Raw genomic sequence first — 20,291 nt, forward strand, 5'->3', positions numbered from 1 at the left:
CTCCGTGCGACAGATGCGGAACGGGGGCAGCATTGGCCGCCCCCGTTGGTCAAGCGTCAGGCGACGTCAACAAGTATGTGCTGCATCGCTGTCTGGTCCGCGTCCGCGTCCGCCACCTGGAAGGCGAAGTCGAGGTGGGCATCCGGCGTCTGGGTCGAGGTCGAGGTGAAGCCGATGTCCGTGATCTTCAGCACGTCGTTGTCGGTGGGGTCGAAGTTCACCAGGTTGGTGGTCGCATTGCTGCCGCCGCTAGCGCCGGTCGTCGGGTTCAGGTTGATCGCCGTGCTGTTGCCGGTGATGCCGTTGCCCGACTGCATGATCTGGACACCCTGCAACACGAAGTGCTCGCCGGCAGCGTTGTAGTCGTTCTGCTCGATGATGACGAGGCCGTCATTGTTGTCGAGCGTGAACTCGCCGCTGTACGGGGCCGGGACGTGACCCATCTTGAAGATGTCGGCGTTCTGCACGTACATGGCCCGCGTGATCGAGACATCGTCGGCTGTGGACGCCGTGCCCTTGTCGTCGATCAGGTTGAGGATCAGCATCAGGTCCTCGCTGTTGCCGATGCCGTCGAACTTGATGGCCATGGTGCCGGCGGTCGCTGTCGGGGTGATGGCCTCGTTCGCTATACCGACGTTGCTGTCGAAGAACCGCAATGTGAGCAGTTCGCCTTTCTGGATCGTGTCACCGGCGACACCGTTGGTGCTCTGCGTCGCGGACACCCAGGTTTCATTGGCGTTGCTCACCATCTCGTGACCACCGAGGGTGAAGGTGGCGTCGCCGGATGCCCCCTCGCCATTGGCGGTCAAGCTGAACGGGTTGGCTTTGTTGATCAAGTTGCCCGTGAACTGCACGTAGAAGTTTTCGTTAGCCGGCGTATTCGGATCATCAGCCTGCAATTTTTCCAGCACGATCGGCGGGTGGCCCGTGTTGCCGAGGGGCTCCTTGGACAAGAGTTGACTGGTGTGGATAACGTCGAAGCTGAAGCCCTCGAGAGGGTCGGTCAGGTGGATGGTATAAGTATCGGCAATCTTGTCGAAGACGAGGGTGCCGCCCGCCGTGCCCGTCTGGACGCCAGCCGCCGGATCCTTGTCGTAGGTGAACGTGAAGTTGAACGTCGCGGAGGTAAGGCTCTCCGATGCCAGCGTCACCTCCGAGGTGAGGATGTTACCACCGCCGCCGCCGGTGATCGTGCCGGTGAGCCCGATCTGGACGCCGGCAAGCGCGCCGTTCTGGTCGACAAAGTCGGAACCGCCGCCCGCATAGAACGCGGCCGGATGAGCATCCGCGCCGATGTCGTAGCCGAAGGCTCCGGTGGCCGACGCGTTGAGCGTGTTGGCCAGAGTCTCGGGGGTCCCAGGAACGCCGGTCTGGTCACCGTCGAACGGCACCGTGATCGTCGGCGCATCATCCTTGAAGACAAGGCTTGTACCGATGTTGACACTGTCCGAGGCCTGGTCGCCGTCACCGTCGGTGATGATCGCCGTCAAGGTGACGAGATCGTCGGACGCCAGCGATGTTTGCTGATCCGGCCCGGTGTCGGGCGAGTGTATGATAGCCCGTGCCTGATCGAGTGTCACGGTTCCGTCCGCAGCCACGCTCACCGTGAACACGATATCGCCAGCGGCTGAACCGGCACGACCGACGACCTCGCCTCCTTCGACGAAAAGCAGGACGGACAGGCCGGTCAAGGTGTCGGTTAGGCCGCTAACGTTCGTGACCTGATTGATGCCGAGCGCATAGCTGATGGCGTCACCATCTGCGCCGGCATTCGGGGTGAAAACAGTCGCGAAATCCGCGCTGTTGGCACCCAAGTTGGACTCGTCAACGGTCAGCGTCGGTTCGGTGCCGGTGGTGGAGATGCTCGGGCCGTCGTCCTTGAAGTTGAGGTTCTGGCCGATGTCGAGGCTGGCCGACAGGTGGTCACCGTCCTTGTCGGTGACGGTCGCGGTGAGCGTGACCAGATTGTCGGCGGTCAGGCTGGTGCTGTCGTCGGGGTTGCTGGTGTTCGCATGGACCACCGCGCGGAGCTGATCGAGGGTAACGTCGCCGGTGGCGCTGACGGAGACCGTGAAGACGAGGTCGTTGGAGCCGGAGGTGTGGCCTTCAACGACGCCGCCATTGAGCGAGAGGATGACCGCCTGGCCGGTCGCCGTGTCGACCAGACCCGAAGGGCCTGCCACGACGCCCAGCGCATAGGTCAGCGTGCCAGCGCCGTCGGCGCCGAAGGCCGAAGTGAAGTTGCCTGCAAAGCTCTTCGTGTCATTGGTCGTAAGAACCGACTCGTCAACGGTCAGCGTCGGCTCGGTGCCGGTGGTGGAGATGCTCGGGCCGTCGTCCTTGAAGTTGAGGTTCTGGCCGATGTCAAGGCTGGCCGACAGGTGGTCACCGTCCTTGTCGGTGACGGTCGCGGTGAGCTGGATCAGATTGTCGGCGGCCAGGCTGGTGCTGTCGTTCGGGTCAGTGGTGTCCGAATGGACCACCGCCCGCGATTGGTCGAGTGTCACGTTGCCGGCGGCGTCGACCGAGACACGGAATACTTCGAGCCCGCCCGACGCCGTGGTGCCGATCACCACACCGCTGGCATTCAGATTGAGGACCACCGCCTCGCCGCTTTGAGTGTCGACAAGACCGCTGACGACATTCGTGCCGCCGCCAAGGACGCCAAGCGCATAGGTCAGCGTGCCGGCGCCGTCGACGCCGAAGGCCGAACTGAAGTTGCCTGCAAAGCTCTTCGTGTCGTTGGTGGCAAGAGCCGACTCGTCGACGGTCAGCGTCGGCTCCGCACCGGTGATGGAGATGCTCGGCCCGTCATCGTCGAAGTTGATGTGGGAGCCGACCTCTTCGCTGTAGGCGTTGGTGCTTGTCGAGGAGAAATGGAACTCGCTGATGTCGCATCCTTCGTTCGAATCGACCCCCTTGACCTGCAACCGATCCATTGGGCTGCTGGTGGTGATGTCGACGGTGGTGGTGTTATCGAGCCCGGTGATGGTCACGGCGTTCCCGGTCCCGCTGAGCCCGGTGACGGTGACGTTGCCGCTTGCCGTGGCATAGGTGCCATCGACGGTGATGACGGATGCAAACCCCGATGTACCCGTCAATTTGATGCCGGTGATGTCCACGGGGCTGGTCGCAGTGCCGTCAAAGAAGTCCGTGCTTTGCTCGTTGCCCGTATTGTTGAAGGCACTGATGCTGACGTCCACACGCGCAGTCGGAGTGGAAGGCGTGATCTGGCTGATCGTGAACCCGGCCTGCGTGACAGTCTCGAGATGGCTGCCGTACTGGATTTGCGACGCACTACCTGCGTTCAGATTGCCACCGGTCACAAAATCGACCTGCAGCGTTTCGTTTGGATTGATGCTCTGGTTGTTGATGCCGAAGCCCTGTTCGCTCACGTTGGCGGTGCCACCGTTCAGACCTATCACCAGAAGCTGCTTGGACGCGTCATTGGACGAATTGATCAGGTAGAAATCATGATTGCCGGGCGCGGCGGCCGTGCCTGCGAAACTAGCCACGCTGGTGCCCGTGACCGAGGCGAACACCTTGTCGGTCAGATCGATACGGTCGTCCGGGTCCGTCGCGTCCGGATGGAGCAACGGCACGTACTCGACAGTGTAGAGGTCCGCATTGGTGGTGCTGGTGGGGATCAGCGCAAACGAGAAGGCCAGCGGCCCGGTCTCGGCGGGCTCGGCGGTCGCGTCAGAGGTACCAATGACGCCAATCACGACGTTTGGATGCGTTGGATCCTGGAACAGCCAGACATAATTGCCATCGACCGTCTGAATGCCGCTGTTCACGCCGACGGTGGTGGAAAACGGGGTGCCGGACAAGTTCTGGGAGAGAGCGACCGAGGTGATGGTTTCGCCCGCGCTCGCCGAGGCCACCACGAAGTTGGTCTGGAAGGCGACCTCCGGTGAGGGCAGCCCGCCAGCCGCGTCGAGACCCAGGAGATATGTCAGCGTGGTGTCGGTGTTGTACGGCGCAATGGACGGGTTAATATCATCGTCCTGAAGGCCGATGGTTTCGTCGATGATGATGTCTTGGGTTGTGATATCGAGTGCCATGGAGATTCTCCCCCTGTTCAAAACGCATCAAGAAAAGGGGGTCATCCCCTCCAGATGCTGGATGCCCCTACCCGAGTGCACCCGCTGACCCGCTGAATTGCGGCCTTTAATCCTCCATTGTGTCGCCGACGCAGAGGGCGCGTCCATTCCCGGTTCGATAGTGTTAGGGTGAATGGCCGTACCTGATCGAACGATATATATCCTTCGATAGATCAGGCTGGCGCGGGCGGTGGTGCGGGCCTTACGGCCGATGGCGTCAGGCGGCTTTCCGGCCTGTTGCCGTCATCATGTCGATGTCAGCTGAAGGCGATGGTCAGATCAGGTCGGTGCGGCGCGTTGCTGGAACGTCCGCGCCTTTGCCATGCGCCACCCAGGCCAGTTCCGCTCGGCTGCCGAGGTGTAGCTTCTCGTAGACGTGATGCAGGTGCATCTTCACCGTGCCTTCGGATACGTGCAGCCGTTGCGCGATGGTCTTGTTGCGCAACCCGCGCGAGACGAGATCGGCGATCTCGGTCTCCCGCCCGGTCAACCTGGACGTCGGCTGCGGCTGCGATCGGGGCATCAGCAGTTGCTGGACGATGTTGTTGTCGATCCACTTCTTGCCTGTCGCCACCGCATTCACGCATTCGATGAGATAGCGGTGGCTGATGCCGTCCAGAAGCAGGCCGTCGACGTCGAGCGTCTGTATTTCCTTGATATCGAGCCTGCCGGTTGGCTGCACGATGAAGATGATGCCGAGAGCGCTGTTGCAGGCCTTCAGCCGGGAGGAAAGAGCTGATGTCTGGGGGTCCGCGATATCCAGGCCGACGATGACGATATCAGGCCGTTGGCGCTCCACATGAGGGAGAACGTCGACAGGGCGGCGGCACTGGGCGACAACATCGTGTCCAGCCCTCTGCAACACCCACTCCAGACCGGCGAGATACACCCCCCGCGGGTCCGCGACAACCAAAGTCGACATACGAACACCGTCCGGTAAAAACGCAACTAACTTGGTTAAGTACCCGTTAAATCAGGAAACCAGAGCTTAGACTGTTTGTCAAGGAATAGCTAATATAGTGACTGCTATAAAAATAATCTGAGGCTGTCAGGTCGGCCGGCCCGGGATTTCGCCGCCGTACGATGTTGCTCGGCGGATTGCCTTTTGATGGCGCAAGGCGCGTTTTCTCCACGCTGACTGCGAAGTCAAACCTCGCCTAAGATTGCGACAACTTCTGACCAAAAAAAGTGCTGCCAGCCCAACCTGGATACATTCGAGGCAATGGCGGCGGCCCGGAGCGGCTGCGTGCTAAGTTCTTGGTAACTCTCACCAGTCGAACACTACTCGAAGGTCAAAAAAGGCATTGGCTTCTCGTGTCGTCCATAGATGCTGGGGCTGACATCGAGGCGAGTCCAAGGAGCTGAGACCAGCATGGCCACTGTCCTGAACGCCAAGGGCGTTCCACTTCCCTACAGCGGGTCCTCGACCAAGTGGTACTCGGCGACGAATTCCGGCCCGGCGCTCTATGGCAGCATCTACAACGACTCGCTCCATGGCGACAGTAATGTCAGCGTCACGATGTATGGCGGCAAGGGCGATGACATCTACTATCTGTATTCCACGAAGAACAAGGCGGTCGAGCTGGCCAACGAGGGTGTCGACACCATCTCGACCTGGATGAGCTACAGGCTCCCGGCGCATTTCGAGAACCTGACGGTCACGAACGACAAACACTATGCTTTCGGAAACGAGCTGAACAACATCATTGCCGGCGGCTCCGGCCAACAGACGATCGATGGCTTAAAGGGCGACGACGTTCTCAGGGGTGGATCGGGGGCGGACATTTTCGTCGTGGCCCCCGGCAACGGCAGTGACCTGATCCTGGACTTTAGCGTCGAGGATACAGTGCGCATCGGGAGCTACGGCTTCACCTCCTTCGAACAGGTGCATGCCAACATGGCCGGCCTTCTGGCTTTTGCCGGCGGACGGCTCCTGGCCACCGGAACTGGACATCATAGAGATGACCGGTCAGGATCCAAATAAGCTCCTCATGACAAGCCACTCGAACGAGACGGGAACGCATACGACAGCGGCATCGATGCCCTTTGTCTCGGATACCGCAGGGTTCCACAAATACGGTGTGCTGTGGACGGAAGACGAACTCGTCTGGTATTTCGACGACGTCGAAGTTGCCCGTGCCGCAACACCTGCCGACATGCACGAGCCGATGTATATGCTGGTCGATCTGGCAGTGGGCGGCATCGCGGGGGCGCCCGCCGACGGGCTTGTGACGCCCGCGCAAATGCATATCGACTACATCCATGCCTATTCGTTGAACGATTGGGTTATCTAGGCGCAACACCTGACGCTGGGGTCGGCACGGACACATTCGTCATCAAACCATGTCGGGCACCTCCCGTAGGACGTCCAATCGTTCGACGGACCATTGCCGAAAACATGGCGTTTCAAAACCTCAGATGGCCCCGGACGAGATATTGACGGGGCGGGCGCTGCCCGGCGGGCACGATCTCATCGTCCATCTGCCGGAAGGCTACGACGCGCGGATCGGCCCTCGCTCGGGACCGCCGGGAGCACTGCTCAGCCACCCATGGCTATCGCGAAATCACTCCATCTGCTACCGTCCACGCCATTCCAGACTTCATCTGGGAGTATCGGCTTAGACAGCCTATGAGGGGCACCAGGCGATGACCCGCGACCAGATGCTCGCCCACCTGCGCGCCGCCGATGCGGTAGCGCGCGAAACCGCCACGCACGGGCATCATCCTTTCGGCTGTGTGCTCGTCGGCCCTGACGATCGCATCCTCATGCGGCAAGGCAACATCAACACCGTGCGCCACGCCGAAACCGAACTCAGCCGACGTGCCGCGGACGCCTATCCGCCGGATTTTCTCTGGTCCTGTACGCTGGTCTCAACCGGCGAGCCCTGCGCCATGTGCACCGGGACGCTCTACTGGGCGAATATCGGCCGGCTGGTCTACGGCTTCGAGGAGACCAAGCTTCTCGCGCTGACTGGCGACCACGCCGAGAATCCGACGATGGACCTTTCCTCGCGCACGGTGCTCGGCTCGGGGCAGAAGCAGATCGCTGTCCACGGCCCCTTCCCCGAGATGGAGGAGGAGCTCCTCGCCCCGCATCTCAGTTTTTGGCGGCGCTAGGGGCGGCAGAACTTTTGCCCGGGAGGCCGGCTGCCACTCTGTCGATTGGAACGATGGTAGCGGGAGAGCGCTACCGCCTTTCCCCACACTCGTCGGATCGGCGGTTCCTGCTCCGTTGTCTTGGATGAGCATTCATTTTTGAACTGCCCCTCTACTCAATGTACGAGTTGGTCATCTAGTCCCAGCATTTGGATTCGAAGACCTCGTTTTGTCTGCAGCCGAAATCGTCAGACTGGCAGCCCTAGTTGTTTTCTCAGGCTCTTGTCGAATGCGGACGCGGGGACGAAGCGTCGCAGGAAACTTACCTGACGCGCCATTTTTCCCGCCGCATAGCGTTTCTTCGGAGTGGGATCGATCGCAGCGGCCAAAATGGTCTTGGCTACCACTTCGGGCGCGTCGCCTTTTTCCATCGATTTCCGAACGGACATAGTCATGCCAGCGCGCGCGGAATCATAGATATCAAGCAACTGATCGGGGGCGGCGAGATTGTCCTCGAATGCCGTACGGGTATAGGCGGGCTCCACCAACGACACGCGAATGCCGAACGGGCGCAATTCGTGATCGAGCGACTCGGAATAACCCTCGATGGCATGTTTGGTCGACGCGTAAAGTGCGAAATAGGGAGCGGGGATGAACCCCTGTACCGAACTCAAATTAACGATTCTGCCCTTTCCTTGGCGTCGCATTGTCGGCAACACCGCGTTGGTCACGCGGAAAACGCCGAAGACGTTCACGTCGAACAGCGCCTGAGCCTGGGCGATCGAGGACTCCTCCGCGCCACCAAACAGACCCATGCCGGCATTGTTGACAAGCAGGTCGATGCGTCCGGCCTTGGCCAGAACGTCATCGACCATTTTCGCAACGGACGCGTCGTCGGTCACGTCGCACGTCAGCATGGTAACGCCGTCGGATTGGTTGGAAGCAGTGCGACGACTGGTTCCGAATACGCGATAGCCCGCGCTTAGCAAGGCATCGGCGGTAGCCCGCCCGATGCCGGAAGATGCCCCTGTGACGAGAGCGACGCCAGGATTGGTCTTGTTCATTGGAATCATTTCTTTCTTTGTGTTGGACCGGAGATGGGGAAGCATGAAAGGTCCGAGCGAATGGGGGCGATTATGAGCGCCCCCGGTGCTCGCGTCGGGTCGCCGGGGCGCTCCAGCGCCTGAACAAGGCGCTGGCATTCACGCCGCCAAAGCCGAAGCCATTGGAGATCGCATACTCCATCTCCATTGGCCGGGGCTCGTTTGCGACGAAGTCGATGCCGTCGGCGGCCGGATCGGGAGCGCTCAGATTGAGCGTCGGCGGTGCCACCTGGTCCCTGATCGCCAGGATCGCGAAGATGGCACCAAGCCCGCCGGCCGCGCCCAGCAGGTGTCCGGTCGCCGATTTCGTTGCGCTGACGGCTATCGCGAAATCGCGACCGAATAGGCTCTTGATCGCTTCGATCTCGCCCAGGTCGCCGACTGGCGTGGAGGTCGCATGCGCGTTGAGATGACGAACCTCGTGCGGCGAAATCCCCGCTTGCGCAATCGCGATCTCCATGGCCCGGCGCGCACCGCCGCCGTCCTCAGGCCCAGAGGTGACGTGATGAGCATCCGCCGTCGTGCCGTAGCCGACGAGTTCGGCGAGCGGTTTTGCGCCGCGCGCCAGCGCGTGGCTCAACGCCTCGATGACCAGCACGCCGGCTCCTTCGCCCATGACGAAGCCGTCCCTCGATACGTCGAAGGGACGCGAGGCTTGCGCCGGCGCCCAATTGAAGCCGGTTGAAAGAGAGCGTGCGGCAGCAAACCCACCGAGACTGACGATGTTCATGCATGCTTCCGTGCCGCCGCACACGGCAATATCAGCTTCGTTCGCGCGGATGAGACGGGCCGCGTCGCCGATCGCCTGGATGCCGGCCGCGCACGCCGTCACCGGTGCGCCCAACGGACCTTTGAAGCCATGACGGATTGAGATCTGGCCCGCTGCGAGGTTCACCAGGAAGGATGGCACCGTAAAGGGCGACAGGCGGCGGGCGCCACGCAGGTCGACCGTGCGCACCGCCTCGGTGATGGCGGGGAAGCCGCCGACTCCTGAAGCGATGATCGTTGCTGTGCGCAGGCGATCCGTTTCCGAGGCAGGCTTCCATTTCGCCTGCGCAAGCGCCTCTTCCGCCGCGGCCAGCGCAAAGAGAATGAACCGATCTACCTTGCGCTGATCCTTCACGGACAGGACGCCATCAGGATCGAAGCCAGCGTCGGGGTCTTCTTTCAAGGAGGGAACCACGCCGCCAATCTTCGCCGGCAGGTCTCCCACCACATCGTCCGGAAGCCTACGGACGCCCGAACGACCGGCCAGCAGGCGCGACCATGACGCTTCGACATTGGCAGCAAGGGGCGTGACCGCCCCCATGCCCGTAACAACAATCCGTCGCATCTATTCTCCTATCACTTGGGTGCGCCGACAGCACTGCCCACGCCGTTCAAGCGGCGACTGCTTCGCGAACCTGATCGGACGCCGCATCCAGAAAAGCCTGCGCAAGGTCGGCGTCGTTGACGACCCGTGAGAGCAGCACCGCCCCGACCATTGTCGACAGAATGGCCATGGCCTTGCCGCCGGTCTCCTCGCCGTCGGCCTTGCCAACCCAACTAGCGAGCATCTCAAGGTATTCCTTGATCCCGGCTTCGAATGACGCCTTCACCTCGGCGCCCTGCCTGGCAGCATCCGAGCCGAGCGCAACGACCGGGCAGCCGTCCATCCTTTCTCCGCGATGGTCCATGCTGAGATAGAATGAGATCACTGCCTCGAGTGGATTCTCAGGGTTTGCCGCAGTTGCGTCCGACCACCTGTGGGTGGCGCTCTCCATCGCCCGCCTGGACGCCTGCGCCGCCAGGTCCTCCTTTGACGCGAATTGCTTGTAAAAGGCGCCCTGGGTCAGCCCCGCGCCCTTCATCAAATCCTTGAGGCCGATGCCGTCAAAGCCGCGCTCCCGAAAAAGGCGGCTTGCCACATTGATCACGGTTTCGCGGTTTTCTGCGGCTTGAATTCGGCTCACGCGCATCGTCGATCTCCTTTTTGATTGCGTTCGTAATCTATAATCGATATAGAAATCGAACGCAATCTAATTTGAGATGAGGCGACGAGCGTGAAAAAGAGAACCGTTATCGTATTGGGATCGACCCTGACGGCGATGTCATGGGTGGCGGCATTCGCCACATTTGCTACTCCCGCGCAGGAAGCTCCTTTGGTGACCGACCCAAGGCAGGAGGCACCATTCGTTAGACTTGTGTCGGCAGCGCCGGTCACCGAATCAGAACGTGGCTTCACCGGCGTCATCGGGGCGAGGGTGCAGAGCAATCTCGGCTTTCGGGTTCCCGGCAAGATCGTGGAACGGTTGGTGGACGTTGGTCAGCAGGTCAAAGCCGGTCAGCCGCTGATGCGGATTGATGATACCGATCTGCGCCTTGCGCTTTCGGCGAAGCGCAATGCCGTTGCGGCAGCGCTGGCAACAGTCGCTCAGACACAGCCGGATGAACGGCGATACGCCAGTTTGCTTGGCAGTGGGTGGGTTACACCGCAGCGCTACGAGCAGGCGAAGGCTGCGATGGATACAGCCCAGGCGCAACTTGCCGCCGCCGAAGCCGAAGCACGGGTCGCCGAGAACGAGGCGGCCTATACAGTCCTGTTGGCGGACGCGGATGGAACGGTGGTCGAAACGCTTGGCGAGCCGGGGCAGGTCGTCGCAGCCGGCCAGCCAGTGATCCGGACCGCCAAGGCAGGCCCGCGCGAAGCGGTTGTCGCCCTTCCCGAAACGATCCGGCCGGCGATCGGCTCGGCGGCTGAGGCGAGCGTGTATGGTGGCGATGAGCGTCGTTATACAGCGCATCTGCGGCAACTGTCGGACTCCGCCGATGCCCAGACCCGCACGTATGAGGCGCGCTATGTGCTCGACGGCGAAGCTGCCGCTGCACCACTTGGCGCGACGGTTACCGTTCGGCTCGCAAGCCAGGCGCAACAGCCGGAGGTTCAGGTGCCACTGGGAGCCGTGCTCGATGACGGCCGCAAGACTGGCGTTTGGGTGTTGGACGGCGCCACCTCAACCGTACACTTTCAGCCCGTGCAACTCGTTCGTGTAACCAGCGAAACCGCTGTGATCTCCGGATTGAACTCGAACGTTCCCATTGTGTCGCTCGGCGCCCACCTCCTGCAGGAGGGCGCTCGCGTCCGGACCGAGTCCGAAAGCGGGAGCAACTGATGAGCTTCAATCTTTCCGCGATCGCCGTTCGCGAACGCGCCGTCACCCTATTCTTCATCCTCTTGCTGGTGGCTGCCGGAGCCTACGCCTTCCTCATGCTCGGCCGGGCCGAGGACCCTAGCTTCACCATCAAGACCATGACGGTTACGACGGCATGGCCGGGCGCGACGGCGCGCGAGATGCAGGATCTCGTCGCCGAACCGTTGGAGAAGCGGCTTCAGGAGCTGACCTGGTACGACAGGGTGGAGACGACCACACGGCCAGGTTATGCGTATATGACGGTCACGCTGAAGGACAGCACACCGTCATCCGCGGTGCAGGAGGAGTTCTACCAGGCTCGCAAGAAACTCGGTGATGAAGCCCGCAACCTGCCGCCCGGCGTCTTCGGCCCCTTCGTGAACGACGAATATTCGGATGTGAGCTTCGCCCTTTATGCGCTGAAGGCCAAAGGCATGCCGATGCGGGAGCTGGCGAGGCAGGCCGAGGTGATCCGCCAGGACCTCCTGCACGTGCCCGGCGTCAAGAAGATCAACATCCTTGGTGAACGTCCCGAACAGATATTCGTCGAGTTTTCCTACGCCAAACTGGCAAACCTCGGCGTGTCGACACAGGACATCGTCGGTGCCTTGCAGCGGCAGAACACCGTCACGCCAGCAGGTTCGATCGACACCCTAGGGCCGCGCCTCTTCATTCGGGTCGACGGCGCCTATGACAGCGTTCAGGCGATCGCCGACACCCCGATTGTCGCTGGGGGGCGGACGCTGAAGCTATCCGACATCGCCGAGGTCAGCCGCGGCTATGAGGACCCTCCCACATACCTCATCCGACGCCAGGGCGAGCCCACCATCATGCTCGCGGCCGTTATGCAGGAGGGCTGGGATGGTCGCGCGCTCGGCAAGGCCCTGGAGGACAGGACTGCCGCGATCACACAGACACTGCCGCTCGGCATGACGCTCGACAAGGTGTCCGACCAGGCTGTCAACATCACCTCGGCGGTCGACGAATTCATGTTGAAGTTCGCGATGGCGCTCGGCGTCGTGCTGCTGATCAGTCTGCTTAGCATGGGCTGGCGCGTCGGGATCGTCGTGGCGGCTGCCGTCCCTCTGACGCTCGCCGTGGTCTTCCTCATCATGCTGGAAACCGGCCGGTTCTTCGATCGCATCACGCTCGGCGCCCTCATCCTGGCGCTTGGTCTTCTCGTGGACGACGCCATTATTGCTATCGAGGTGATGGTGGTGAAGATGGAAGAGGGGATGGACCGCATTAAGGCGGCGGCCTATGCATGGAGCCACACTGCGGCGCCGATGCTATCGGGAACTCTGGTGACGATCGCCGGCTTTGTGCCGGTGGGTTTTGCGCGCTCGACGGCTGGCGAATACGCCGGCAACATCTTCTGGGTCGTGGGGTTCGCCCTCATCGTCTCCTGGATCGTCGCGGTGGTCTTTACGCCCTATCTCGGTGTCAAGATGCTGCCCGCGATCAAACCGGTCGAAGGCGGTCACCACGCTATTTACGACACGCGTAACTATCGACGTTTGCGGCGGGTCATCACGTTTGCTGTGCGCCATAAGTTCGTAACCTGCGGTATCGTTGGCATAGCCTTCGCGCTTTCCGTCGTCGGTATGGCCGGCATCAAACAGCAGTTCTTCCCGACATCCGACCGCCCTGAAGTGTTGGTGGAGGTTCGCCTGCCGGAAGGTGGTAGCATCGAGACAACGACCGCTGCGGTCGAAAAGCTCGAAAATTGGCTGGACAGCCAGCCCGAGGCCAAGATTGTCACGAGCTACGTCGGCCAGGGCGCTCCGCGCTTCTTCTTTGCGATGGCTCCGGAACTGCCTGATCCTGCTTTCGCCAAGATCGTCGTGCTGACCCCCGACGCGGAGGCGCGTGAGGCGTTGAAGCACCGGCTCCGAGAGGCAGTGGCGCAAGGGCTTGCGCCCGAGGCGAATGTCCGCGTTACGCAGCTCGTGTTCGGCCCCTACACGCCGTTCCCCGTCGAGTTCCGGGTCATGGGCCCCGATGCGACGCAGCTCTACAGCATTTCCGAAAAGGCTCTCGACATCATGCGGAGCGTCCCGGATGTGCGGCAGGCCAACCGCGACTGGGGCAACCGCACGCCCGTGCTTCGCTTTGTCCCCGATCAGGATCGACTGAACCTCATCGGCCTCTCGCCGGCGGAGGTGGCTCAGCAACTGCAATTCCTTCTCACCGGCATCCCCGTTACGCAGGTTCGCGAGGACATCCGCAACGTCCCCATCGTGGCACGCAGCGCCGGCGGCGAGCGGCTGGATCCGGCGCGTCTGGCGGATTTCTCGCTGATAAGCCGGGACGGCCGCTCGATTCCGCTCGACCAGATCGGGCATTCGGAAATCCGTCAGGAGGAGCCAATCCTGAAGCGCCGTGACCGCACGCCCGTTGTCACGATCCGCGCGGACATCAATGAAGCTACCCAGCCTCCGGAGGTCTCCAAGCAGATCATGCAGGCCCTTCAGCCGCTGATTGCGTCCCTTCCGGTCGGCTATCGCATCGAAATGGGCGGATCGATCGAAGAGGCGGAAAAGGCCAACACCGCGCTGGCTAAAGTCTTCCCGGCCATGATAGCCGCCATGTTGATCGTCATCATGCTCCAGGTGCGATCTTTCTCCACGATGTTCATGGTCATGCTGACAGCACCGCTTGGCCTTGTCGGAGTCGTGCCGATGCTGCTCACCTTCCACCAGCCCTTCGGCTTCAACGCCATTCTGGGTATGATAGGACTGGCTGGCATCCTGATGCGCAACACGCTGATCCTGACTGAACAGATCAAGGAAAACCGCGCTGCCGGCATTGACGACTATCACGCCGTCATCGAGGCCACGGTGCAACGCACCCGGCCCGTCATTTTGACCGCACTTGCCGCCGTGCTGGCCTTCATCCCCCTCACGCACTCCGTCTTCTGGGGTTCAATGGCCTATACACTGATCGGCGGCACGGCGGCCGGCACGGTATTGATCCTGCTCTTCCTCCCCGCGCTCTACACTGCGTGGTTCCGAATCAAGCCGACTGCGGATGAGGTCCCGACTGCGGATGAAATCCATGAGGTTTCGACGGAGGAACTGGAAATGCGACCAGTTATGGCTGCTGAGTAGGGCACCGTTGCCGAGCCTCGTTTGTCTGCACGGGGCGCTGGCGGGTTCGTGTGTCGATGCTAGTGAGAGCAATCAGTATGGCCAACGGTAGCGGATGCCCACGTAACCGATTGATCTTATTGACCAAATGGTAGCGGGAGAGGGACTTGAACCCCCGACCCCAGGATTATGATTCCCGTGCTCTAACCAACTGAGCTACCCCGCCAGGGCGGCGAAAGGCCCGAAATCCGCCTCAAATCGAAAGGCACGTCGGGGGCGTTCGCCAAGGTCGCGCGGATATAAGGTTGGGAGGGTGAGCCTGTCAAGCTTCGAAGCAACCGGCTTGCCGGCTTATCGTCATTATCGAAAAGCTTTGCCGCGCAGACATTTGGTTGCTGCCGCCGGGGTTGAGTTCGACGGGGCACGTCGCTATGTCTCGGCCACGAGTTTTTAGAGTTTGAAACAGATGAAGCCGCGCATTGCAGTCCTCGGTTGCGGATACTGGGGCAGCAACCACATCCGCACCCTCAAGGCGCTCGGCGCGCTGCACGCGGTCTCCGACACCAACCGGGCCCGTGCCGAAGGCTTCGCCAGCGAACAGGACTGCCTGGCGATCGAGCCGGACCAGTTGTTCGTCCGTGACGATATCGACGCCATCGTCATGGCACTGCCGCCGCAATTCCATGCCGACCTTGCCGTGCGTGCCGTCGAGGCTGGCAAGGACGTGCTGGTGGAAAAGCCGATCGCGCTGACGGTTGCCGACGCCGAGCGTGCGGTGCAGGCGGCCAAGGACAATGGCCGCGTCTTCATGGTCGGCCACGTCCTGCGTTTCCATCCCGCCTTCGAGACGCTGAAAGGGCTGATCGACAAGGGCGAACTCGGCGAAGTCCGCTACATCCACTCGCACCGGCTCGGCCTCGGCAAGTTCCACACCGAGAACGACGCGCTGTGGGACCTGGCGCCGCATGATCTGTCGATGATCCTGGCGATCACCGGCACTGAGCCGATCGAGGTGCGCGGCGAGGGGGCCGCCCTGCTCGACAATCTCAGCGACTTCGCGCATCTGCACATGCGTTTTCCCAACGGCCTGCGCAGCCATCTCTTCACGTCGCGTCTTAATCCCTATCGCGAGCGGCGGCTGACCGTGGTCGGCACCAAGGCGATGGCGGTGTTCGACGACGTCGAGCCATGGGAACGCAAGCTTGCCGTCTACCGCCATGCGGTGTGGCAGGACAGCGGCCAATGGGCCTTCACCACCAATGAGCCGTCCTATGTCGCGGTTGCCCAGGGCATGCCGCTGACGCGCGAGCTGGAGCATTTCATCCAGTGCATCGAGACGCGTGCCGAGCCGCGCACCAGCGGCGAGGAAGCCATCAGGGTGCTGCGCATCCTGACCGCGGGCACGGTCACGCACACCAAATCCTGAGACCGTTTGGAAATTCCACTCCGGCGGCCATCTAGTGGCGTTTTCTGCGCTTCCCAGTTCTACTGCGTCGACGCAGTAGAACTGTGCTCACGGACCCAAATGTCCGCTCATGACTCGCCAGAGCGAATTTCGAAACGGTCTCCGAGAGGACGGAGCCCCTACTCCGCGGGAATCTGCGTCGGCCTGGCGGCCAGCCGGGTCAGCATGGCCTCGGCCTCGGCGCCACGCTCCGAACGCTCGATGAAGCCGCCGCCGAACACGCGGGCCTCGTTGCCGTCATCGGAATAGAGCACGCAGGCTTGCCCGGGCGCGATGCCGGACTCGCCGTCGACCAGTTCCACCCATGTGGCGCCTTTGCCGTGATGCAGCACGGCCGGGCGCGGCGGTCGCGTCGAGCGAACCTTGGCGAACAGTTCCAGGCCGCCAGCGGGGACATCTGTGAGCGGTCCGTCGCCCAGCCAGTTCATATTGCGCAGATAGATCTTGTGCGTCTCCAGCGCCTCGCGCGGGCCGACCACGACACGGGCGCGGTCGGCATCGAGATGGACGACGTAGAGCGGCTCGCCGGAAGCTATGCCGATGCCACGGCGCTGGCCGATCGTGTAGCGCAGGATGCCCTCATGGCGGCCGAGCACGCGGCCGTCGATGTGGACGATGTCGCCCGGATTGGCGGCAGTCGGCTTCAGCTTGGCGATGATGTCGGAATATTTGCCCTGCGGCACGAAGCAGATGTCCTGGCTGTCCTGCTTGGCGGCAACCGTCAACCCCATCTCCTCGGCAATGGCGCGAACCTGTGGCTTCGACAGGCCGCCAAGCGGAAAGCGCAGATAATCGATCTGTGCCTGCGTGGTGGCGAACAGGAAATAACTCTGGTCACGGTCGGCGTCGACCGGCCGGTAGAGCGCGCGGTGGGCGCCATTGGCACCGGAGCGGATGTAATGGCCGGTGGCCAGGGCGTCGGCGCCAAGCTCCTTGGCGGTGGCCAGGAGGTCGGCGAACTTCACCGTCTGATTGCAGGAAACGCATGGGATCGGCGTCTCGCCGGCGACGTAGCTCTCGGCGAAGGGATCGATCACCGCCTTGCGGAAGCGCTCCTCGTAGTCGAGCACATAATGCGGGATGCCGAGCGTCTCGGAGACACGGCGGGCATCGTCGATGTCCTGCCCGGCGCAGCATGAGCCGGCCCGGTGCGTCGCCGCGCCATGGTCGTAGAGCTGCAAGGTGACGCCGACGACATCATAGCCCTCGCGCTTCAGCAGGCCGGCGACGACCGATGAATCGACACCGCCCGACATGGCGACGACGATACGGGTGTTTTCGGGACGTCCAGGAAGATCGAGGCTGTTCATGGTTCTTTCGTTCTGCACGGCGTCTGAATGCCAATGACGCGAATATAGGTCAAGCTTTGCGGCTACGCCAGCTTGCAGGGCGGACCGACAGGCGGCGACCGGTTCCGGTGAACGGGTGGATTTTTCGCGCACTGCCGCCGCTTCCAGGCGGATGTTTCAAATGCCAGCGAAAAGACTAACGCGGCGTTCATGATCCTTACCTAGTCATTAGGGTCTGCTTAGGCAATTTTTAAAGCTGTGGCGGTAACGTGGCGGGGATTGGGTCTTTGAGTTTTTTGTAGAGAGTACGATGACCGATCTGGTTAGACCGAGAGTCAAATATGTTATCGGGCCTGACGGCAGCCCACTTACGATTGCCGATCTGCCGCCGACGAATACACGTCGCTGGGTTATCCGGCGCAAGGCGGAAGTGGTTGCGGCCGTGCGCGGCGGGCTTTTGAGCCTGGACGAGGCTTGCCAACGCTACAAGCTCACCACCGAGGAATTCCTGTCCTGGCAGGCGTCGATCGACGAATATGGCCTTGCCGGGCTGCGCACGACACGCATCCAGCAATACCGGCACTAGCAAGATTTGCTTCTGGAACGGCGGTCGTGAATCGAGGGGCGGCGCAACCGTCCTTTTTTCGCTCGCGGGCCGGTGAGCGCGGCCCCCCTCGATCGCCACAACGCAAGCTCGCTCGCAGACCCGCGGGGGTGAGCCATGGGTCGTCCCTCCTTCGGGGTTCCACAGGGCGAGGAGAAGATCGCGCTTCCCCGATCAGGTATGAAAGAAATCTATTCCACAAATGAGCCGAGGAAGTCGTTGACCAAATCCTCGTTCGTCTTCGAAAAAAGACTTTCGATGGTTAGGTCCATCTCTTTCTGGGCAATAATCGCGTCGATATGTGCGGTTGGGAGCGGATTGCTGAATCGGCAACTTAGCGCGTGTTGTGTCCTTTGAACCAGGTAGCAGCTCACGAGTTCGGATTTTTCGTCACCAAATTGCAGGTAAAAGTGATCCGGACTGCCTGAAAAGCTGCCGATATACAGCGCCGCTCCGCCCTCAGACAGGTCCAGCATACGGAAATTGGCGCTCAGTACCTCTCGCAGGCCATGTGACGGGAAGATGAGTCGAACAAGGAAGTTGACGTCTCTTCGAACCCATCTGCGTTTTTCCTCGGTACTCCCGGAATATACCACACGCTTTGTCCCAAAACTTGAGATTCCAAGTATTTCTTGTTAACTACTTCGGTAACATGGGTTAAAAGGCTTAAAGATCGATAGGAGGTTCCGTTCGAATTGGTTCTACCCATATGGATTCTCGAGCGCGCACCCGTTTCTCAACGTCGCCGATCTCGCATATAACCGGGCAGAGGCGAGACGATCCAGCGCGCCGCGCTAGGTTCGTCCGCGCCCGCGCGCTCGAAATAAGGGCGCGACAAGCCGCGCCTTCGTTTTCGAAACGAGTCTTTTGGCGCTCAAACCGTCAGCGCAACCTTGCCGATCGGCTTGGTGGCGAGGAAGGCGTGAGCAGCCCCCGCCCGGTCGAGCGGGAAGCTTTTCGCCACATGGACGGCGAGCTTTTTCGCATCGATCAACTGAGCCAGTTCCTGCAGGCCCTTCCTGTCGGGCACGACGGACATGCGCTCGACCCGGATGCCCTGCGCACTGGCCTGCGCCCTGGTGGCGTCGCTGACATTGAGCAATGACACCAGCACGCCACCGCGCTTGAGCACCTTCAGTGAGCGTTCGGCATGCTCGCCGCCCAGTGGCTCCAGCACCAGATCGATGTCGCGAACCTGGTCGGTGAAATCGCCCTTGGTGTAGTCGATGACCTCATCGGCGCCGAGTTTGCGGACGAAATCGAGCTTTTGCGGTCTGGCGGTGGCGATAACATAGGCGCCGCGCGCCTTGGCGATCTGCACCGCCAGATGGCCGACGCCGCCGGCCCCCGCATGGACCAATACGCGCTGGCCCGATTTCAGCCCGCCATGGCGGACGAGGCCTTGCCAGGCGGTCAGGCCGGCCAAAGGCAAGGCGCCTGCCTGGAGGTGGTCGGCGCCCTTCGGTTTCAGTGCGATTTCATCGGCCGGCACAGCCGCCAGTTCGGCATAGGCCGCCGCCTGCTTGGGAAAGCGCGGCATGCCGAACACCTCGTCGCCGATCTTGAAGCCGGTGACGCCAGCGCCGAGCGCCTCGATTGTTCCCGAGATATCCCAGCCCAGGATGAAGGGCGGCTCGCCGAGCAGCTGATAGTGGCCGGCGCGAACGGAGCCATCGACCGGATTGATGCCGGCGGCTTTGACGCGGACCAGCACCTCGCCGGCCTTTGGTGTGGGGTCGGGCTGATTGGCAATGACAAGGACGTCGGGTCCGCCGACGGAGTTCTGGATAACGGCACGCATTGAGATATCTCCTGCTTGGTTGCTGCCACTATCATTTGGATAGTAATAGTCCCTTGTCCAGTATGTACCTTTCTGATATATACGCACCTCATGGATAGTGAGAACGACTGCGGTTTCGGCTATGACGCGTTCCGGCGAACGTGTCCTTCGCACACCGTGCTGGAGATGCTGGCCAGCAAATGGGTCTATCTGGTGGTTTGCGCGCTGCGCAAAGGCCGGCTGCGCAATGGCGAGCTTGCCCGCAAGCTCGAAGGCATTACGCCGAAGATGCTGACGCAGACGCTGCGCGTGCTTGAGCGTGACGGACTGGTGCGGCGCGATATCTTCCCGGTCATCCCGCCGCGTGTCGAATATGAGTTGACCGAACTCGGCCAGAACCTGGCGGGGCTCCTTACCGAGATCAGATCATGGGCGGAGCAGCATGCACCGGACATCAAGGACGCCCGTGCGAGGGCAATTGCCGATGGTGAAGGGGATTGGGCCGCCTAATGTATGTCGCCCAAAAGTGACCTCGGTTTTGGGAAAACGACATGCATAAAAACTTAGGGCGGCTCTCAGTTTTCTTGGCGGC

At 61.6% G+C, this 20,291-nt stretch carries 14 protein-coding genes, 1 tRNA gene and 1 pseudogene; 7 read left to right on the forward strand and 9 right to left on the reverse strand.

The annotated features are described in order from the left end of the window. Positions 1-56: 56 nt before the first annotated feature. Together C8D77_RS04145 and C8D77_RS04150 are read right to left on the reverse strand one after the other, a co-directional pair. Complete coding sequence (locus tag C8D77_RS04145) at positions 57-4,064, reverse strand: DUF5801 repeats-in-toxin domain-containing protein (protein WP_109659570.1); 4,008 nt, start codon at positions 4,062-4,064, stop codon at positions 57-59. Positions 4,065-4,377: 313 nt separating this feature from the next. Continuing rightward, positions 4,378-4,968 carry a response regulator transcription factor gene (locus C8D77_RS04150; RefSeq protein WP_245951693.1) on the reverse strand — a complete coding sequence of 197 codons (591 nt, stop codon included), beginning with the start codon at positions 4,966-4,968 and terminating at the stop codon, positions 4,378-4,380. A gap of 507 nt (positions 4,969-5,475) precedes the next feature. Here C8D77_RS04150 and C8D77_RS04155 point away from each other — a divergent pair. Together C8D77_RS04155 and C8D77_RS04160 are read left to right on the forward strand one after the other, a co-directional pair. Next, a pseudogene (locus C8D77_RS04155) lies at positions 5,476-6,397 on the forward strand (glycoside hydrolase family 16 protein). A gap of 352 nt (positions 6,398-6,749) precedes the next feature. Continuing rightward, a complete protein-coding gene (locus C8D77_RS04160; protein WP_109659575.1) occupies positions 6,750-7,220 on the forward strand; it encodes a nucleoside deaminase in 471 nt (156 codons plus the stop codon). Positions 7,221-7,447: 227 nt separating this feature from the next. On the opposite strand, the gene C8D77_RS04165 is transcribed toward C8D77_RS04160, so the two are convergent. The 3 genes from C8D77_RS04165 to C8D77_RS04175 form a co-directional block, all read right to left on the reverse strand. Beyond that, complete coding sequence (locus C8D77_RS04165; RefSeq protein WP_109659578.1) at positions 7,448-8,263, reverse strand: oxidoreductase; 816 nt, start codon at positions 8,261-8,263, stop codon at positions 7,448-7,450. A gap of 70 nt (positions 8,264-8,333) precedes the next feature. Next, positions 8,334-9,635, reverse strand: coding sequence for a beta-ketoacyl-ACP synthase II (fabF, locus tag C8D77_RS04170; RefSeq protein ID WP_109659580.1), 1,302 nt, complete (start codon positions 9,633-9,635; stop codon positions 8,334-8,336). Positions 9,636-9,681: 46 nt separating this feature from the next. Beyond that, positions 9,682-10,260 carry a TetR/AcrR family transcriptional regulator gene (locus tag C8D77_RS04175; RefSeq protein ID WP_109659582.1) on the reverse strand — a complete coding sequence of 193 codons (579 nt, stop codon included), beginning with the start codon at positions 10,258-10,260 and terminating at the stop codon, positions 9,682-9,684. A 129-nt stretch (positions 10,261-10,389) separates the two neighbouring features. Here C8D77_RS04175 and C8D77_RS04180 point away from each other — a divergent pair, with 129 nt between their 5' ends. After that, entirely contained in the window at positions 10,390-11,454 is a 1,065-nt protein-coding gene (locus C8D77_RS04180) for an efflux RND transporter periplasmic adaptor subunit (RefSeq protein ID WP_109659585.1), read from the forward strand. Beyond that, on the forward strand, positions 11,454-14,582 hold the full coding sequence (locus C8D77_RS04185) for an efflux RND transporter permease subunit (protein WP_109659587.1): 3,129 nt from the start codon (positions 11,454-11,456) through the stop codon (positions 14,580-14,582). The genes C8D77_RS04180 and C8D77_RS04185 overlap by 1 nt, the downstream gene beginning before the upstream one ends. Positions 14,583-14,710: 128 nt before the next feature. Here the strand turns inward: C8D77_RS04185 and C8D77_RS04190 are convergent. Then, positions 14,711-14,787 (reverse strand) — tRNA-Met (locus C8D77_RS04190). Positions 14,788-15,027: 240 nt separating this feature from the next. Here C8D77_RS04190 and C8D77_RS04195 point away from each other — a divergent pair. Beyond that, entirely contained in the window at positions 15,028-15,987 is a 960-nt protein-coding gene (locus tag C8D77_RS04195) for a Gfo/Idh/MocA family protein (protein WP_109659590.1), read from the forward strand. A gap of 158 nt (positions 15,988-16,145) precedes the next feature. Here C8D77_RS04195 and mnmA read toward each other — a convergent pair whose 3' ends face one another. Beyond that, positions 16,146-17,336 carry a tRNA 2-thiouridine(34) synthase MnmA gene (gene mnmA, locus C8D77_RS04200; protein ID WP_109659592.1) on the reverse strand — a complete coding sequence of 397 codons (1,191 nt, stop codon included), beginning with the start codon at positions 17,334-17,336 and terminating at the stop codon, positions 16,146-16,148. Positions 17,337-17,625: 289 nt separating this feature from the next. Here mnmA and sciP point away from each other — a divergent pair, with 289 nt between their 5' ends. Continuing rightward, positions 17,626-17,901, forward strand: a complete 276-nt coding sequence (gene sciP / locus C8D77_RS04205) for a CtrA inhibitor SciP (RefSeq protein ID WP_013529904.1) — start codon at positions 17,626-17,628, stop codon at positions 17,899-17,901. A gap of 209 nt (positions 17,902-18,110) precedes the next feature. Here sciP and C8D77_RS04210 read toward each other — a convergent pair whose 3' ends face one another. Continuing rightward, the gene (locus C8D77_RS04210; protein WP_109659595.1) at positions 18,111-18,395 is read right to left on the reverse strand and encodes a hypothetical protein; all 285 of its coding nucleotides are present in this window, start codon (positions 18,393-18,395) and stop codon (positions 18,111-18,113) included. 398 nt (positions 18,396-18,793) lie between these two features. Continuing rightward, a complete protein-coding gene (locus tag C8D77_RS04215; protein ID WP_109659597.1) occupies positions 18,794-19,720 on the reverse strand; it encodes an NADP-dependent oxidoreductase in 927 nt (308 codons plus the stop codon). 90 nt (positions 19,721-19,810) lie between these two features. Here C8D77_RS04215 and C8D77_RS04220 point away from each other — a divergent pair, with 90 nt between their 5' ends. Next, positions 19,811-20,209, forward strand: a complete 399-nt coding sequence (locus C8D77_RS04220) for a winged helix-turn-helix transcriptional regulator (protein ID WP_109659599.1) — start codon at positions 19,811-19,813, stop codon at positions 20,207-20,209. The last annotated feature ends 82 nt before the right edge of the window (positions 20,210-20,291 follow it).

Origin of the sequence: Mesorhizobium loti (assembly GCF_003148495.1) — a bacterium.
GTDB lineage: Bacteria > Pseudomonadota > Alphaproteobacteria > Rhizobiales > Rhizobiaceae > Mesorhizobium > Mesorhizobium loti.

Bases quoted from the DNA above. Each gene is read 5' to 3' on its own strand.
- C8D77_RS04145 (WP_109659570.1), bottom strand. From the start codon at position 4,064: ATGGCACTCGATATCACAACCCAAGACATCATCATCGACGAAACCATC.
- C8D77_RS04160 (WP_109659575.1), top strand. From the start codon at position 6,750: ATGACCCGCGACCAGATGCTCGCCCACCTGCGCGCCGCCGATGCGGTA.
- C8D77_RS04165 (WP_109659578.1), bottom strand. From the start codon at position 8,263: ATGAACAAGACCAATCCTGGCGTCGCTCTCGTCACAGGGGCATCTTCC.
- fabF (WP_109659580.1), bottom strand. From the start codon at position 9,635: ATGCGACGGATTGTTGTTACGGGCATGGGGGCGGTCACGCCCCTTGCT.
- C8D77_RS04175 (WP_109659582.1), bottom strand. From the start codon at position 10,260: ATGCGCGTGAGCCGAATTCAAGCCGCAGAAAACCGCGAAACCGTGATC.
- C8D77_RS04180 (WP_109659585.1), top strand. From the start codon at position 10,390: ATGTCATGGGTGGCGGCATTCGCCACATTTGCTACTCCCGCGCAGGAA.
- C8D77_RS04185 (WP_109659587.1), top strand. From the start codon at position 11,454: ATGAGCTTCAATCTTTCCGCGATCGCCGTTCGCGAACGCGCCGTCACC.
- C8D77_RS04195 (WP_109659590.1), top strand. From the start codon at position 15,028: ATGAAGCCGCGCATTGCAGTCCTCGGTTGCGGATACTGGGGCAGCAAC.
- mnmA (WP_109659592.1), bottom strand. From the start codon at position 17,336: ATGAACAGCCTCGATCTTCCTGGACGTCCCGAAAACACCCGTATCGTC.
- sciP (WP_013529904.1), top strand. From the start codon at position 17,626: ATGACCGATCTGGTTAGACCGAGAGTCAAATATGTTATCGGGCCTGAC.
- C8D77_RS04210 (WP_109659595.1), bottom strand. From the start codon at position 18,395: ATGCTGGACCTGTCTGAGGGCGGAGCGGCGCTGTATATCGGCAGCTTT.
- C8D77_RS04215 (WP_109659597.1), bottom strand. From the start codon at position 19,720: ATGCGTGCCGTTATCCAGAACTCCGTCGGCGGACCCGACGTCCTTGTC.
- C8D77_RS04220 (WP_109659599.1), top strand. From the start codon at position 19,811: ATGGATAGTGAGAACGACTGCGGTTTCGGCTATGACGCGTTCCGGCGA.